The sequence below is a fragment of the Shewanella waksmanii ATCC BAA-643 genome (assembly GCF_000518805.1).
Taxonomy (GTDB): Bacteria; Pseudomonadota; Gammaproteobacteria; order Enterobacterales; family Shewanellaceae; genus Shewanella; species Shewanella waksmanii.
The window spans coordinates 73435-89229 of the sequence record NZ_JAEH01000015.1; the positions used below are offsets into that span (position 1 = coordinate 73435).

The 15795-nt window shown below is 44.0% G+C and carries 17 protein-coding genes; 5 read left to right on the forward strand and 12 right to left on the reverse strand.

What is annotated here, in order from left to right; genetic code table 11:
- Window positions 1-70: 70 nt before the first annotated feature.
- From L865_RS0109235 to speA, 8 genes are all read right to left on the reverse strand, one after another.
- Window positions 71-943, reverse strand: a complete 873-nt coding sequence (locus tag L865_RS0109235) for a putative ATP-dependent zinc protease (protein WP_028772970.1) — start codon at window positions 941-943, stop codon at window positions 71-73.
- 55 nt (window positions 944-998) lie between these two features.
- Window positions 999-1370 carry a SpoIIAA family protein gene (locus tag L865_RS0109240; protein ID WP_028772971.1) on the reverse strand — a complete coding sequence of 124 codons (372 nt, stop codon included), beginning with the start codon at window positions 1368-1370 and terminating at the stop codon, window positions 999-1001.
- A 409-nt stretch (window positions 1371-1779) separates the two neighbouring features.
- Complete coding sequence (locus tag L865_RS0109250) at window positions 1780-2130, reverse strand: DUF3802 family protein (protein ID WP_028772973.1); 351 nt, start codon at window positions 2128-2130, stop codon at window positions 1780-1782.
- A 118-nt stretch (window positions 2131-2248) separates the two neighbouring features.
- Window positions 2249-2824: a YceI family protein gene (locus L865_RS0109255; protein ID WP_028772974.1), complete on the reverse strand. Its 576-nt coding sequence runs from the start codon at window positions 2822-2824 to the stop codon at window positions 2249-2251.
- Between the two features lie 137 nt (window positions 2825-2961).
- Entirely contained in the window at window positions 2962-3603 is a 642-nt protein-coding gene (pdxH, locus tag L865_RS0109260) for a pyridoxamine 5'-phosphate oxidase (protein ID WP_028772975.1), read from the reverse strand.
- 44 nt (window positions 3604-3647) lie between these two features.
- The gene (gene speB, locus L865_RS0109265) at window positions 3648-4577 is read right to left on the reverse strand and encodes an agmatinase (protein WP_028772976.1); all 930 of its coding nucleotides are present in this window, start codon (window positions 4575-4577) and stop codon (window positions 3648-3650) included.
- A gap of 29 nt (window positions 4578-4606) precedes the next feature.
- Window positions 4607-5527 (reverse strand): hypothetical protein, encoded by a 921-nt coding sequence (locus tag L865_RS0109270; RefSeq protein WP_037470893.1) that lies wholly within the window; start codon window positions 5525-5527, stop codon window positions 4607-4609.
- Window positions 5528-5599: 72 nt separating this feature from the next.
- Window positions 5600-7513 (reverse strand): biosynthetic arginine decarboxylase, encoded by a 1914-nt coding sequence (gene speA, locus L865_RS0109275; protein ID WP_028772978.1) that lies wholly within the window; start codon window positions 7511-7513, stop codon window positions 5600-5602.
- A 408-nt stretch (window positions 7514-7921) separates the two neighbouring features.
- Here speA and L865_RS0109280 point away from each other — a divergent pair, with 408 nt between their 5' ends.
- From L865_RS0109280 to L865_RS0109295, 4 genes are all read left to right on the forward strand, one after another.
- Window positions 7922-8755, forward strand: a complete 834-nt coding sequence (locus L865_RS0109280; protein ID WP_028772979.1) for a CvfB family protein — start codon at window positions 7922-7924, stop codon at window positions 8753-8755.
- A 122-nt stretch (window positions 8756-8877) separates the two neighbouring features.
- Entirely contained in the window at window positions 8878-9522 is a 645-nt protein-coding gene (locus L865_RS0109285) for a YceH family protein (RefSeq protein WP_028772980.1), read from the forward strand.
- 160 nt (window positions 9523-9682) lie between these two features.
- Window positions 9683-10483: an ABC transporter permease subunit gene (locus tag L865_RS0109290; protein WP_051484542.1), complete on the forward strand. Its 801-nt coding sequence runs from the start codon at window positions 9683-9685 to the stop codon at window positions 10481-10483.
- The gene (locus tag L865_RS0109295; RefSeq protein WP_028772982.1) at window positions 10483-11379 is read left to right on the forward strand and encodes an ABC transporter ATP-binding protein; all 897 of its coding nucleotides are present in this window, start codon (window positions 10483-10485) and stop codon (window positions 11377-11379) included. Before L865_RS0109290 ends, L865_RS0109295 begins: the two co-directional genes overlap by 1 nt.
- Before the next feature lie 98 nt (window positions 11380-11477).
- Here L865_RS0109295 and L865_RS25485 read toward each other — a convergent pair whose 3' ends face one another.
- From L865_RS25485 to L865_RS0109310, 4 genes are all read right to left on the reverse strand, one after another.
- Window positions 11478-11675 carry a hypothetical protein gene (locus L865_RS25485; RefSeq protein WP_157577507.1) on the reverse strand — a complete coding sequence of 66 codons (198 nt, stop codon included), beginning with the start codon at window positions 11673-11675 and terminating at the stop codon, window positions 11478-11480.
- A 267-nt stretch (window positions 11676-11942) separates the two neighbouring features.
- Entirely contained in the window at window positions 11943-12149 is a 207-nt protein-coding gene (locus tag L865_RS0109300) for a cold-shock protein (RefSeq protein ID WP_028767115.1), read from the reverse strand.
- A 306-nt stretch (window positions 12150-12455) separates the two neighbouring features.
- Entirely contained in the window at window positions 12456-13268 is an 813-nt protein-coding gene (gene rlmA / locus L865_RS0109305; protein ID WP_028772983.1) for a 23S rRNA (guanine(745)-N(1))-methyltransferase, read from the reverse strand.
- Between the two features lie 27 nt (window positions 13269-13295).
- Complete coding sequence (locus tag L865_RS0109310) at window positions 13296-14033, reverse strand: hypothetical protein (RefSeq protein ID WP_157577509.1); 738 nt, start codon at window positions 14031-14033, stop codon at window positions 13296-13298.
- Window positions 14034-14299: 266 nt separating this feature from the next.
- Here L865_RS0109310 and sbcB point away from each other — a divergent pair, with 266 nt between their 5' ends.
- Entirely contained in the window at window positions 14300-15712 is a 1413-nt protein-coding gene (gene sbcB / locus L865_RS0109315) for an exodeoxyribonuclease I (protein WP_028772985.1), read from the forward strand.
- Window positions 15713-15795 lie beyond the last annotated feature (83 nt).

The window sequence follows — 15795 nt, forward strand, 5'->3', positions numbered from 1 at the left end:
AGGCCTGTAAACAAATTAGCCAGTTAAGTTCAACACTTAACTGGCTAATACTAGGCATTTGACGATTGGCTTATTTTAGATCGACATCAACTAAATAGTGACCTTGTAGCCAGTTGCGGCCGATAAGTAGTTTGTGACTCATCTTGCTACGATCACGCAGATTCACTTTCACCTTGTACTCTTCACCAGGCTCGCCAATCTTAAGTTCTACCATGTAGCGTATTTCACTGCCTTGGGCGTTGCGTATGAGCGAGGTTTCAACAATCATCGCATCTACTCGCTTTGACTCGCCCTTCTCATTTTCGGTGGTAAAACTAATGATTTTACCGACATTGGCTTCCATATCCTCAACACCACCAGCAATATCGAGATCAACAGCATGTAGAGAGTTCTCAACGGCGCCGGTATCAATACGGGTGCTATAAACTAACCCCGTCTCTTCAATACTTATCGGTGCGACTGGACCAATCAGCTTTTTCTCAGCAACATCGACAATGTATTTGCCCTTTAGCCAGTTACGTCCTATCAGTAATTTATAATCCATATGGCTACGGTCACGAAGATTGACACGTACCGTACGCTCATCGCCATCAAATCCGATATCTAAATCGACCATATAACGGGTTTCGCGGCCCTGTGAATTACTCACAGTAGAGGTTTTGACAATTTTTGCACTGAGGCGCTTACGTTCACCTTCGCCATTTTCCGTGGTAAACCATACCGTTTTACCAATATTGTCTTTCATCTTTTTGGCGCTGCCGCCTTCAACCTCAATATCAAACGCATGCAGAGAGGTGTTAACGGCACCGGTATCAATTCTAGCTTCATAGTGCAGTTGTGTTTGTGCCACAAGCATATTAGCACTTTGGCCAATAATCGCTTTATCTTGTGCCCACAAAGGCGATGAGAAAAGTACTACTAATAAACCGAGCTTTTTCAGCATAGATGACCCAATTGTGTATGTTTAAATAAAAGATAACTGACTTCAGTGAATGAGCTTAATCTTTATCATCACTGACTAGCCATTGCCGAGCTTGTGTTTTTTGCTCCGCATTGAACACCTCTACTTGGCAAGGCATCATTATTGCCAAAGCGTTCGCGACACCTGTTGAATGTTCACTGGCGGAAATGATGACAACTCTAGAAATATCCGTCAAATGAAATAATGATAATGTCGCTTCTTCCCATAAAGATCCTAACGTCATGCTAGTAAAGTCTTTATCAAACTCATACCAAATTCTTACGCTTGCATAACGTTGTAAACGTTGTTGGACTTCTGCTAACAGTGAAGTGATATCTTCACTGTCGACAGTATTAGTTAGCCTTACAGCCACAATATTATCTGAAAACTCATTTAACAAGATCAGCATAAGCGTATATCTCCATCTTATTCTAATAAATGAACAGCAAGACAAATAACAACAAAAGTGTGGCAGTAAATATACAGTGTAACAAGTGGGGTTGATACTGATGATAGCTACGTATGCAGTGTAAATGGTGGCTAAACTGGATGGCCAGCCAGACTAAAATAAACGGCACAAAAGGTAAACAGACAATCATTGGGAAGAAACCCCAGCCTAAATCCACTGCGTTGTGGCTAAAAACATAGAGTGCGCTGCAAAATAGCATCAACAACAAATAGATGCCAAAGTGGACTAAATAACGTGCTGAACGGTGAGAGTGCATGTTGAGTCCCAATGCCTGATTAACTTAACATTAGGACTGCCACCTCGATAGAACAAGCGCTGACTTGTAAAAGACTGTAACTATTTATAATTGTTAAGCAATGAGCTTGGCAATTTCCTGATCAAATAGGTTTTTAATCAAGCCGGAAAACTCAGTGATAAATAAGGTCTGCTCTGAAGTCGCTTTACGCTTGGCCACATTAGCCAAAATTTCTTCTAGGTCATAAACAATGGCATCAATTTCACGGATCACATGATTACGCTGCTCAAAATTTAATGAGGGATTTTGTCCACACACCATAATGATTTGTGCAGATAACTGCTCTTCAAACAGCTCCATCACAGTTTCATCTGAGGCACTATTTGCTCCGGGTGTCTCAAATATACCCAAGTGCTCAGTAAGATACTGAATCAGGTGCATGTAGCCGTCTTTATCTGTAACCATTATTAACCTATCTTTACTTAGAATTAGATGCAGCAGTTAAACCGCATCTAACGAACATCTTACGGGCATTATGAAACAGTTTCGTCAAACTGTCTCATGCCCAAATCAAATTTTTGTACTATTGCGACAATTTCAATATAAAACTGACAGGAACCGCATAGCTAATCACCGGCAGCCCAGCAATGTCGCGCAGTTTATCTATCCCTTTGGTTAAATCAAAATCACCAGCATTAACAATCAATGGTCCATGACTCACTACCATTAGCTCATTGGCTTTGAGTTTAGCAACCACCACAGACATTGGCATGGGTTTACTTTGACCGTGCAAGCTGATTTTGGCATCAACCTTCATCACCAAGGTATCACCCGCAGCCATGGCATCCACTTTCGCTTTATCAACTTGAGCACTTAAAGCGAGCTCAGGGTATTTAGCGACCTCAAACAAGATATCTTTAACCCGAGTATCACGGATTTCAATATTGGTCGATACACTACTTAGGGGAATATTAAGGCTAAACTTGCCGCTGTCATCCAATTGACCTGAGACTTGATTAAAGCGGTTAACTTCGGCCACATTGCCCTTTTTGGTAGAAATAAAGTTCACTGAAGAATCTTGGTTGTCTACATTCCATGGCGCAGCAAAACAGGTTGTAGACAACATAGTAAGTGCAGTACCGAGTATCAATCTTTTCATTTCAGCTTTCCTTTTATCAATGCCGAGCGACTCAGTTAAGTCGTTGCTAATCTTTGCAAGTTAGGGGATGCATTAGTAACTGTCAACAAACAAAAAAGAGTCCTTATTAGGACTCTTTTTAAGTATCGACCATTAAATTATGGTGCTAATCTGCTAATTGACCAAGTTTCATCCTGCTTTTGATATAAAAAGCGGTCATGAAGACGGTATTCCCCCCCCTGCCAGAACTCTATACTGTCTGGCCGTACAAGATAACCGCCCCAAAACTTCGGTAGTGGCACTTCACCTTGACTAAATTTGGTTTTCATTTCTGCAAATTTAGTCTCTAGCGCCTGCCGAGCCGATATTTTACTCGACTGCTTTGACACCCACGCCGCTATTTGGCTCTCCTTTGGCCGCGTCATAAAGTACTTTAATACTTCAGTTTTCGACAAAGGTTCTGCTACGCCTGTGACAGCCACTTGACGCTCCAAGCTATGCCACGGAAACAGCAAGCTCACTTGACTGTTTAATTCAATATGCTGTGCTTTGCGGCTTTCCAAATTGGTAAAAAATACAAAGCCATTGTCGTCAAAACGCTTAAGCAGCACGATTCGTTGAAACGCTTGTCCTTGTGCATCGACCGTCGCAACCGACATCGCAGTTGGATCGGGCAGAACCTCAGAATCTCTCACCTGCTCTAGCCAGGTGGCAAACAGATCCATCGGCTTTGCTGGTAACTCGTCACGGTTTAAACCACCTAAAGTGTACTCACGGCGAATATCACTGAGTTTAGACATCTATCATCCTTTCTTTGTCTTGCAGGCGCTGTAACAACGCTGAATTATTCTACTAAGCCCTTGCCTACAGCCCACACATGGAGCATTTCTAGCCCAAGTGTCGCGCCAGCTAGCGCAGTAATTTCAGCATTATCATACGCGGGAGCAACTTCAACCACATCCATGCCAACAATGTTCATTCCACGTAGGCCACGGATGATTTTCATCGCTTTGTCGCTAGTGAGACCGCCACATACCGGCGTACCGGTACCTGGAGCAAAAGCAGGGTCTAGGCAATCAATATCAAAGGTGACATACAAAGGCATATCACCCACCCGTAGTTTAATCTGCGCAACGATTTCATCTGCCGACATATCATTAGCTGCGGCGGCATCAATCACCTTGAATAAGTGATTGTCACTTTCATATTCTGTGCGAATGCCTATCTGGATTGAATGCTCAGGGCTGATAATCCCCTCGTTAGGGGCATGATAAAACATGGTGCCATGGTCGTACTTACTGCCTTGGCTGTAGGTATCGGTATGGGCATCAAAATGCAGCAATGCCATTTTGCCATGTTTTTTGTAGTGTGCGCGTAATAGCGGCAAGGTGACAAAGTGGTCACCGCCAAAGCTCAACATCGCTTTACCGGACTCAACAATTGCTGTGGCAAAGTCTTCTACCCTTTGGGTAAAATCAGCAGCATCGCCACAGTCGTACACCAAATCACCGGCATCCACAACGTTAATATGCTTGCTAAGGGTGAAATCCCATGGCCAACGCGTTTCTTCCCAAGCGAGATTGACTGATGCTTGTCTGATTGCACCCGGTCCCATCCGTCCACCTGAGCGCCCTGTGGTCGCCATATCAAAAGGTAAACCTAGTACTACAACATCGGCGTCGCTGTTAAGCGGGCTGAAGTTAAGTGGTAATCTTAAATAACCAAAAGCGTTAGAGTACAAAGAGTAATCTGGCTTATCGTTTAAGGTAGTCATATGTTCTCCATCAACTTTAACGCGTGGCGCTAAAGCGTTTCGCAACAAAGGCGAATGTCATTACGTTGATAATGGTTAAACTGAACATTATCACTTTGTTCACTAACAATAGAACAAGTTGACTGGGTTGCGCCCGATAGTTCATGTTCAACGGGGTGCTGATTAACAGCTATCACGTCCCAACTCTCTGGGGCAAACAGTGCAAGTAGTGCATCTGATACCCGCTTGAGTAATTGAGGCGCGGTAATATTGGTTTCAAAGCTCACATAGGAGTGCGCTTTTTCTGGCGTAACATGTATGGTGAAGTACTCAGCTTGATTGACCCCATTGACTGAATAACCAAAGGGAGAAAACAGGTGATCATCAATCGTAAACTCAGGCAATAATTCAGTTAACTGCAATAAGGCTCTTATATGCATTACTGATAATGATGACCCACGTAATTGATTGGCCACATCGGCATCAATATGATGCATCAAGAGCTCGTAAGTGACCGGCGCGGGGCGAGAACTTGACTCACCATAGGCGAGAAAAAGATAGTGATGATGACTGTCTAGATGACCGACACGATAGCCTTTACCGTTGATAACTTGACGCAATTGAATCAACTCTTGATCAAAGCTCGCTAAACTCACCTGATGGCGATATTCATTTTTGCGCTGATAACTCGCGACACCAATCTGCGCAGCACCTAGTTTTTCAATTAAGGTGGCTAATGCAGGACTGAGTAACGTATCACCACAAGTTAGCATGCGTACTCTATCGTGCCAGACGAATAAACTCGACTCGCTAAGCAAGTAGGCATCACATGATTGATGGTGCACTACAGATAGGATATCAGCGCCGCACGCAGCGACTAGCTCTTGCCAAAACTGAGGTGGAAGCTCACGCAAGCTATCACAATTTGGCCGCAGCGCAACATCAATGATTTTCTCTGAACCTTCAAACATCTTCGCTGTTACAGTTACCTCAATAGTGGCGACAAAGCGTGAAACCTTGCCGCCAAATCAGCTGCAGGTGATTTAAGAGAAGTCTTCCAAGTAAGTGTACCCTTTTAGGCCTACTTGTAACTCTTCCAAAATATTTGCCCGCTCTGACTCATCTATGTGCTGGTTTACTAGCTCTTCATAGGTGCGCATAAATGATACAGCATCGAGGTTAACGTAACGCAGGACATCCGCGACCGTATCACCTGCCAGTACCGACTCAATATTGACTAAGCCTTCATCATCAAGACGCACCACCGCTGAGTTAGTGTCGCCAAATAGGTTGTGCATATCACCAAGGATCTCTTGATAAGCCCCCACCAAGAAAAAGCCTATCAAATAAGGGCTTTCTGCACTCCAAGCTGGCACAGGCAAGGTGGTTTCAATACCTTGTCCGTCAACATACTGATCAATCGCCCCGTCAGAGTCACAGGTAATATCTAACATCACTGCCCGGCGCTGTGGCTCTTTGTCGAGTCCCGATAACGGCATAACCGGAAAGACTTGATCAATACCCCATGCATCTGGCAAAGACTGGAACAATGAGAAGTTAACAAAAAACTTATCGGCGAGTTTTTCGTTCAACTCATCAATCACCGGGCGGTGGAAGCGGTACTTACCACTCATCACCCCTTTGAGCTCATAACAAACCCGCAGGTTGATTTGCTCTGCCCAAGCGCGTTCAGTTAGGCTCATTTGCCCAAGCGCAAACATTGAGTGCACTTCCGCTAAATCACTTTGACAATCATGATAGACCTCAATCAATGCCCGTTGATCCGCTCTAGCACTGACTTCATTCCATGATTGCCACATATTTTGTAGCAGTTGCGGCGCATCTTCAGCCGGTGGCTGCACATTTTCAGGATGATAGGCTTCAGTACCAATCACATCGGCAATCAACACTGCATGATGGGCAGTTAAGTATCGACCAGATTCTGATATCAATCGCGGCATAGGCTGCTCATATTCATTACAAATATCGGTCAGTACGCTGACAATATTGTTGGCATATTCCGTTAAGCCGTAATTCATCGAGTTGCTACTTTGACTGCGGGTACCATCGTAATCAACCGCCAAACCGCCACCGACATCGAAACATTTTACATTGGCGCCTAGCTTTTGTAGTTCACAGTAAAAGCGCCCTGCTTCGCTAACACCACGGCGAATATCGCGAATATTGGCGATCTGGGACCCCAGGTGGAAGTGCAATAACTGCAAGCAATCGAGCATGTCGTTATCTTTAAGTGAATCGATCACCGTCAACACTTGCACTGCAGATAACCCAAACTTAGATTTTTCACCGCCACTGGCTTGCCACTTACCTTTGCCCTGGAACGCCAAACGCACACGCAAGCCTAAACGAGGCGTAACGCCAAGCTTTTTGGCTTCAGCAAGAATGACTTTAAGCTCGGACAGTTTTTCTAGCACGATATAGACTTTGTGACCTAGCTTTTCGCCAATCAAAGCTAAACGTATGTATTCAATGTCTTTATAGCCATTACAAATGATTACTGAGCTGGCTTTTTGCGCCATAGCGAGCACTGCCATCAGCTCAGGTTTTGAGCCGGCCTCAAGCCCCAATTGCGGCACTTCTTTGGCCACTTGGCTGGCGAGGATCTCTTCTACGACCGTTTGCTGCTGGTTAACCTTAATCGGGTAGACAAGCAAATAATCTGATTGATATTCATAACGCTGAATAGCTTGGTTAAATGCATGACATAAACTATTCACCCTATGGTGTAAGATCTGCGGGAAACGGACTAGTACAGGTAAATTCACACCTGACTTAACCATGTCCTTAGATAGCTCGTTTAATCCGATACTATGATCAGGGTGACTAGGATCTGGTGATACAGTCACCTCTCCAGACTCACTAATACCGTAAAGCCCTTGGCTCCAGTAATTTACATTGTATCCAGCATAAGCATCTTTAATAGACCAATTACTCATCTTTTCTCAACCTGTCTATTGAAAATCAACCAGGCTATAACAGCCTGCACTTCAGCACGGTAGAGCCTATCGCAATCCACTGCGCTGTGTTAACCATAAAAGAACCATATTACACCCACGGCTATTCGCCAAATAATTCTGGTAAATTCAACCGAAAATATGCCCCCAAAATCCATAGCATCCGCATGAAAAGGCGCGCAATTAAACATCCTAAATGGCCTAAAAGCAAGTATTAGATCTTGGTTTGTTGTCGACCATAACGCCCCAGTGTGCGAATGTTAAACTAAGCTAACATATCAAAAACCAAAATCGCCCAAAGTTTGTCGATAAAACACAAAACATCTACAGCATATTGTGCGTTTTTCCACTATAATCAGCCGCGAAAATAACCGCAGTAAAGAGAGCATCATGGCACAGATTGGTAAGAAATGTACGCTTGACGTTGTTAAGCAAGTCGATTTTGGGGTGTACTTAAATGCCCATGACCTAGGTCAGGTATTATTACCCAATAAAGTCGTCCCTAAAGATTGCCAAGTTGGCGACCAAGTTGACGTGTTTCTTTATCTCGATTCTGAAGATATGGTGATTGCTACCACTAAAATGCCACTTGCTCAGGTTGGCGAATTTGCCTACCTCAAAGCGGTAGCAACCGGTCCATATGGTGCCTTTCTTGATTGGGGCCTTGAAAAAGACCTACTGCTGCCCTTTGGCGAACAATTAAGAGAAGTCGAAGTGGGCCGTTCATATTTAGTCCATATTTACCGCAACAGCGCCGACGAGCGTATTGTGGCATCGGCAAAAGTGGATAAGTTTTTGGACCTCACCCCACCGCCTTATAAAAACGGCCAAGAAGTTAATCTGATTATTGGCGGTCGTACTGATTTAGGTTTTAAAGCGATTATTGACCATAGCCATTGGGGCGTAATGTATAGCAACGAAGTTTTTTGTAGCTTAAAGTTCGGCCAACGTCTAAAGGGCTTTATCAAGCGCGTACGTACCGACGACAAAATTGATTTGATCTTGCAGCGCGGTGTTAAGCAAGAGCTCGATAAACATGCGACCAGTATTATCATCAAGCTGAAGCAAGCAGGTGGATTCTTGCCACTTAACGATAAGACAGATGCCGATACTATCTATGCACAGATGGGAATGAGTAAGAAAGCCTTCAAAAAGAGTATTGGTGGTTTATATAAGGCAAAGCAGATCTCTATCGCACCCGATGGTATTCGTCTACTGGATTAACGCATATCCACCGGCTTGATTAACTCTTGTCCATCTAAAGCCATAACATAGCGGTTTGATGTTGATTAAAAGCTTAGCTTTGATATAACAAAGCTAAGCTTTTTTATTGGGACCGCCATATGATCACCTTAACCACCACCGAAGCCAGAGTCATTGGCTGTTTACTTGAAAAAGAAAAAACCACCCCAGAACAGTATCCGTTATCTCTTAACGGGCTAACATTAGCCTGCAATCAAAAATCAAGCCGAGAACCGGTGATGGCATTAACGGAATCTGACGTCCAACAGACCTTAGACAGTTTAAGCAAAAAGCGCTTAGTTGCAGAACAAACAGGTTTTGGCTCTCGGGTTGTCAAATATACCCATAGATTCTGTAACACCGAATTTAGTGCCCTGCAATTAAGCCAAGGGCAAGTGGCAATAATGTGCCTACTGTTATTGCGCGGCCCGCAAACTGCCGGGGAGTTACGTACCCGCAGTAATCGCCTACATAGTTTTACTGATGTCGCTGAAGTCGATGAAGCCTTAAACCAGCTCGCGGCACTAGAGCCTGCGTTAGTTAAACAACTACCAAGAGAGCCTGGTAAACGCGAGAGCCGTTTTACCGAACTGGTTTCTGAGCTTGGGCAAAATCAACAGACGGACACTGCGCCAGCGCCCATCACGTCAGCAGCCACAGCAACTGATAGCGACTTGCAGCAACGGGTTAGTCAATTAGAAGCCGAAGTGGCGGCATTGAAAACGCAATTACAACAATTGCTTGAATAGAACTCGTTACATCTTTTTGCCTAGCAAATGTTTCTTAGCAATAAAGAAGTGCTAGTCTAGGCACAGTAACAAAAGACCCAGTAAGGAATCACCATTGCAAAGTAATGCCCCTATAGCGACCGCGCCTAACGGCATAAGCGGCAATTCACAGTTAACCAATATGTTGCTGCTTGCTAAACATGAGCTGGTTAAACTTCTTTTCAATCGCCGGGGTGTCATTGCCTTAGCGGCATTTGCGTTAGTTTGGGGGCTGCTATTGTGGTACCCAATCCGCGAAGCTTCGAGCTTTCTCATTGACCCTAACTTTAGACAACTGCTCGCCAGCGTTTTTGGCGAAGCGGCTGTCGGCAATCTGTTCCTGTGGCCGGTTGCTGAAATGGCGGTGTTCTGGGTGGCAGCGCTATACTTGTTTCCCTTATTTAGTATCTTTGTCTGCGCAGATCAGTTCTCCTCAGATAAAACCCGTGGCACTTTTCGGTTTATTAGCTTAAGAACGGGTCGTAACGCCCTATTCTTTGGTCGGTTTAGCGGCTATATGCTCATTCAAATGATACTGCTGGCCATTACTGTGTTAGCCAGTGTATTGCTTGCCAGTAGCCGCGAAGCGAGTTTATTGATGTCAGCTTTGATGTCCGGTGTGCTGGTATTCATCAACATCACCATCATCTTACTGCCTTACACCGCAATGATGGCATTGCTATCGCTTTATGCCAATTCGGCCAGACAAGCGACTATCTACGCCATTTTATTTTGGGCGATCACCTCAATTGTTATAGGCATTGTTAGTCACTATTTACCCATGCTCAGTGAAGCCTTACAGTGGATTCTCCCCGGTGCGCAAATATCGTTAATGATTAACACCCAAGGTATAGGCACACTCGCTTATGCCCCTATCCCAATCATACAGGCAGTTGTACTGCTATTTATTGGCCGAAGCTATATGATGAGGAGTGCGTTGTAATGCTAATAAGCTGTCAGAATTTAAGCAAAAAATACGGCAATAAACTGGCATTGAATCAGGTGTCTTTATCGCTACAAGCCGGAGCGCCTATTGCGCTAGTCGGGCCAAATGGAGCGGGCAAAACAACGCTGTTCTCGCTGCTTTGTGGTTATATTCTTCCTTCTAGCGGTACATTATCGATATTAGGCCACGCACCAGGAAGCAAAGCACTATTTGGTCAAGTTGCCGCCCTACCTCAAGATGCACAGCTTGACCCCTCACTGTCGATTATCAGCCAATTAAGCTTATTTGCTCAGCTACAAGGTTATAACGCTAAGCAAGCTAAACAAGAGAGTTTGCGTGTACTGGGTTTAGTCGATCTTGTGCATGTGGCTGACCAAAAACCGCAATCACTAAGCCATGGCATGAGCAAACGCGTTTCCATTGCACAGGCACTTATCGGCTCCCCCAAAATAGTCTTGCTTGATGAACCTACCGCCGGTTTAGACCCTGCTAACGCCAAAGCAATCCGTGAGTTGGTCCAACAGCAATCTGGGCACACGACCTTTATTATCAGTTCACATAATCTAGATGAACTAGAAAAACTCTGTGATCAGGTGCTGTATTTAGATCAAGGTGAGTTAGGCCAGTCAGTTTCAATTCAGGACGAGCTCAACGATGATTATTTAACACTGTCAATGCAACACTGTGATGCGGTGTTATTTGACCAAGTTGTATCCGCCATAGGCGGCATAAAATCGGTAGAAAACAAGCAGAGTAATGAATATGTCATTCACTATGATCAAACGGTTGCTAAGCAGCTAGAAGTCACCCTGTTTAGTTTATTCGAACAACACAACTGGCAATATAAAGCGCTGATTAAAGGCCGTACATTGGAAGACAAGCTATTTTCTTAAATAGATAGCGATTGAAGAAAGCAGGCAGAGCCTGCTTTTTTTATGCCTGTTTGTTGTAAGAGTGAGTATAATACCAATCAGTATAAACATTTAGTCACTCAGCGAGAGTTTAGCGGTTCTGAGGTAAGGTCCTTAAATGCTCCTGCATTAATGACATTCACCACATCCATGTGGTTTGCAACGAGTGAAGAGCATAGTTGTTCTACGGTTAAGCTCGTTAACACAGCATCAGGACTTCTAAAACTCGCCATTCTGGCGCGTTTTTGGCTACCTACTTCTGCGTTGAATAACCTCACAAGGGAGTAACCATTGTCTCAGTTATTCGCCTTGAATTAGTTTGCCAAAAGCGCGCTGAGTAGATCAAATTCTTATACTGATTGGTATAAGGCGCGAACCAAAGCGTTGTGACTAACTGCCCTAAGTGGCAGCGCTGCGGTACGACAGTCGCTAAATGGCGCTGTTTAGCCTAGCAAAGTCAATAAACAGACATAAAAAAGAGCTGCGATAAATCGCAGCTCTTAGGAATCTTTTCATATATAGCTTGAAGCTATATAAAGGCAAGCTTAGATAACAGTTACGTTCTCAGCTTGTGGACCTTTTTGACCTTGAGTCACGGTGAAAGAAACTTTCTGACCTTCGTCAAGAGTTTTGAAACCGTCTGAGTTGATCGCACGGAAGTGTACGAAAACGTCTGGGCCAGACTCTTGCTCGATAAAACCAAAACCTTTGTCAGAGTTGAACCACTTAACAACGCCAGTAACTTGAGACATGATATAAATCCTGTAACTTAAATAAAATAAAGCCATAAACGGCAGTAGAGCTGGAAAATGCCGGTATTACTTATGTTAACAGGACGAACGGATCGTATTGAACACATAAAAATAAGCCCAACCTTCAAGCTGCACTTACTATAAATCATTCTGGCAGTATGTCAACAATCATTTCATATGATGAAACAGAGTTTTTTTACTTAAATTTCTGTCAGTTGGTGCAGCTTTAATAGCGAAAAAAAATTACTAAAAACTGAGGTTTTACTCAAATGTGAAAAATAGACTGCCTAAACAACTGATTACCGATTAATTGGCTCGAAAAACTTCAATCTTAAAGTCTAATTGGCACGTAAGGCCCTGCGCTATTAGCGTTTGCTTCTGCTCATCGTTAAGCTTCCAACTATAGGGTGTCATATCTAAAAAGTGCTTTATGTCGTTACTTGGCAACAAAACTAAATCACTCACTAGGTTTTCACCGTGTAGTCTCTCGAAGCCACTAATGACACTGGGTGTTTCAATATGCTGCTGAGGATTATCATAGATCAGCTCTTTTAATGCGAAATGATGCATTGGCCCCGCCGACACGGTGATCAAAATGGCACCTTTTTCCGCTACACGATGCAGCTCTTCATCAAGCGAAGGTGCATAGATTCGCAGCATAAAATCAAAACTGTCATCACTAAAGGGCATCTCAAAACTGCTGGCCACGCAAAAGTCGATAGCTTTATAGCGTTTAGCAGCATAACGCAGCGCTGACTTAGAGATATCCACGCCCTGCAAGCTGAACTGATTATGTTGATTGAGTGCGTCATGAAGCCGATGGCTGTAATACCCCTCTCCACAGCCAATATCGAGCCCAGCACTCGCGTTAGCGGCAAATTCAACCGCCAATTCATTTACTCTGTCGCTTAAATGTTGATAGTAACCCTGATTTAGAAATTCACGCCTTGCCAACATCATCTCTTTGTTATCACCCGGGTCTTTTGAGCGTTTTTTTTGCACGGGAAGAAGGTTAACGTAGCCCTCTTTTGAACAATCAAAACGATGATTATTGGCACAGGACCAAGTGCGGGCATCTAACGTCAACATTTGACGGCATATTGGGCAAGCGTAGTTCATGATATTTCCAAGCGGCAACGGGGTGGATTAACTGTTTTTCTCGTCTAAGAGTAAGTTTTCCACCATGGCATTCATTTCTGGCGTAGACAATAACTGATAGTACTCTAGTTTTCGATATAAACTTTCATCACAGCCGGGTTGATTGGCACTGTACTGCCAATTATTGCGCTCCATCGCTTGTTGATACTGCTGAGACAGCCACTGCTTTTTACGTTGCAGCTGCGCATCAATACTGGCAATTTGTTTGAGCTGCTCATTAGGACGGTTGTTGGTATGATCTTGTAACATCAGCCCTAAATCGGCGCACACCATATCGATTTCACTGAGCTCAAGCAATAGCTGTTCAGTATTCGCATTGTAATCATTAGCACGATTCAATAACGCTTTGGCTCGCCGTAACTCTTTTTGGCCGGTAAATAAGCGCATGTCATTTTCTAGGGCAACAAGCTGCCAGCCATGGTGAATATGCGGGGTAACACATAATTGACCATCACAGTTGTCAATATCGATGCGAATACCTTGACGCAGCAACTGCAAACATAATATTGGCGACCGACCTAGCTCGCTAAATAACCGCCAACCTTGCCCCACTGAACGACGAAGGCTTGGGGGTTTATCAACGTTAGATGTGAGGGTTAATCGTGGGTCTGCAGCACTATCTATTAACTGAATATAGGGGTGTAACCGAGCCAGTATCGCGGTGCTTAATTCACTATGCTCGACAATCACAAATTCACCTAGATGACCATTAAGCGCCTCAAGCATACTTAAATCCCCTACAGTTTCAGGCAACTGCAGGATAAAACTCGACGTTTGCGTAAATCTGATGATTTTTGGCGTTGTTAAAATAGGTTCAAACATAGGCGATATTTATTAGTATTATCAAACAATTGTAACCATAAACTGTGAAACAAACCAGTGTCAAAATGATTCAATGCTCGGCGATCGCACCAAGGAGCCATAAAGCCAAAGGACAGTACCCGATTGCAGTGCTATGATAAGCGCAATGAATAACAAAGACATAGACACTCATGGCTTCAACACAACAAGAAACCATATTCTGGCACGATTATGAAACTTTTGGTGCCAATCCGGCCAAAGATAGGCCCTCACAGTTTGCCGGCGTTAGAACTGATTTAGATCTAAATATCATTGAAGAAAGCGTAACATTCTACTGCAAGGTGGCCAATGACTATCTGCCACAACCAGAGGCAATTTTAGTCACCGGTATTACGCCGCAATTAGCTAACTTAAAAGGCACAGTTGAGCCGGAGTTTATGGACAAGGTTCATAGCCAGTTTAGCCGACCCAATACCTGTGTTGCCGGCTACAACTCACTACGATTTGATGATGAAGTCACTCGATATGGCTTCTATCGTAACTTTTATGACCCTTATGCAAGGGAGTGGCAAAATGGTAACAGCCGCTGGGATATCATCGATTTAGTGCGTGCATGTTACGCCTTTCGACCTGAAGGTATTGTATGGCCTGAAAAAGCAGATGGCAGTCCTAGCTTTAAACTAGAGGATCTCACCAAAGCCAATGGCCTAAGTCACGACAATGCCCATGATGCAATGTCAGATGTCTATGCCACTATTGATATGGCGCGCTTGATTAAGCAAAAGCAGCCAAAGCTTTACGAGTATTATTTTTCATTGCGCCGTAAAGCCGCGGTAAGCAAGCAAATTGATGTACTCAATATGCAACCACTGGCACATGTGAGCTCAAAAATTAATGCCATGCACGGCTGTACCACACTTATCGCGCCTCTCGCCCACCATAGCCAAAATAAGAACGCCGTAATTTGCGTTAATTTAGCCATGGATGTCAGCCCGCTACTCGAGTTAACCGCCGACGAGATTAGGCAACGCATGTACACCAAGCGCAGCGAGTTGGCCGAAGATGAGTTACCTATTGGCCTAAAACAACTGCATATCAATAAATGTCCGTTTATTGCACCAGCCAAATCGTTGACCGATGATAACGCCCAACGACTGGATATCGATAAAGAGTTTGCTAGAGCGCAATATAAGCGCTTAAGGCAGCATCCGGAGATCCGCGAAAAGCTTGTCGCGGTGTTTGATGTCGAACATGAGCAAAGCAGCCAAGATCCCGACCAGCAACTGTATAGCGGTGGCTTTTTTAGTCATGCAGACAAAAGTAAGATGGAGATCATTCGTCACACTGCACCCAAGAACCTTGCCGCACTCGCATTAGATTTTGATGATCCTCGTTTAGCAGAAATGCTATTTAGATATCGTGCTCGCAACTATCCCGAGACACTTGATCACAGTGAGCAGATGCGCTGGCGCGAATACTGTAAAGAGCGCCTGAACGATCCGGATTACATGGTACGGCTTGAAAACCTTGTCAATGAAACCGCTAACGATGAGGCAAAACAAAAGCTGCTTACCGCACTTTGCCAATACTTAGGTAACCTGTAATTTTTTAACGGTTATGGGATCAAGTTCAACTTGCCCATAACCAATGTTACCTACAATGAAACAATCTTAAGCTTTTTACTAAA